The sequence below is a fragment of the Fructilactobacillus sp. X7R9C1 genome, from assembly GCF_059901005.1.
In genome coordinates this window covers 1-433 of sequence record NZ_JBWXVG010000048.1, presented here as the reverse complement: position 1 = coordinate 433, position 433 = coordinate 1, and the positions used below count along the sequence as shown (strand labels likewise).

General features: G+C 50.3%; 5 tRNA genes. All 5 read right to left on the bottom strand.

Annotated elements, in window-relative coordinates:
• The 5 genes from AC6UD0_RS07370 to AC6UD0_RS07350 all read right to left on the bottom strand — a co-directional run bounded on the left by AC6UD0_RS07370 (nt 1) and on the right by AC6UD0_RS07350 (nt 431).
• Nucleotides 1-74: transfer RNA gene (locus tag AC6UD0_RS07370), tRNA-Arg, on the bottom strand.
• A gap of 9 nt (nt 75-83) precedes the next feature.
• Nucleotides 84-169 (bottom strand) — tRNA-Leu (locus AC6UD0_RS07365).
• 16 nt (nt 170-185) lie between these two features.
• A tRNA-Gly gene (locus AC6UD0_RS07360) sits at nt 186-257 on the bottom strand.
• 5 nt (nt 258-262) lie between these two features.
• Nucleotides 263-335, bottom strand: a tRNA-Thr gene (locus AC6UD0_RS07355).
• A 23-nt stretch (nt 336-358) separates the two neighbouring features.
• Nucleotides 359-431, bottom strand: a tRNA-Lys gene (locus AC6UD0_RS07350).
• Nucleotides 432-433: the final 2 nt, after the last annotated feature.

Here is a 433-nt window from a genome sequence, read left to right as displayed (position 1 = left end):
TGCACCTAGTAGGAGTCGAACCTACAACCTTCTGATTCGTAGTCAGACACTCTATCCAATTGCGCTATAGGTGCATAATAATATGCCGAGGACCGGGATCGAACCGGTACGGTCATCACTGACCGCAGGATTTTAAGTCCTGTGCGTCTGCCAATTCCGCCACCCCGGCATTATAAATTGACATAAGCGGAAGACGGGATTCGAACCCGCGACCTCCACCATGGCAAGGTGGCGTTCTACCACTGAACTACTTCCGCATAAATGCCGACTAGAGGATTCGAACCTCCGACCCCCTGTTTACAAGACAGGTGCTCTGCCAACTGAGCTAAGTCGGCATACATGCTATTTATATAAATAATGAGCCGTGGCGGGTTCGAACCGCCGACCCTCTGATTAAAAGTCAGATGCTCTACCAACTGAGCTAACGGCTCAA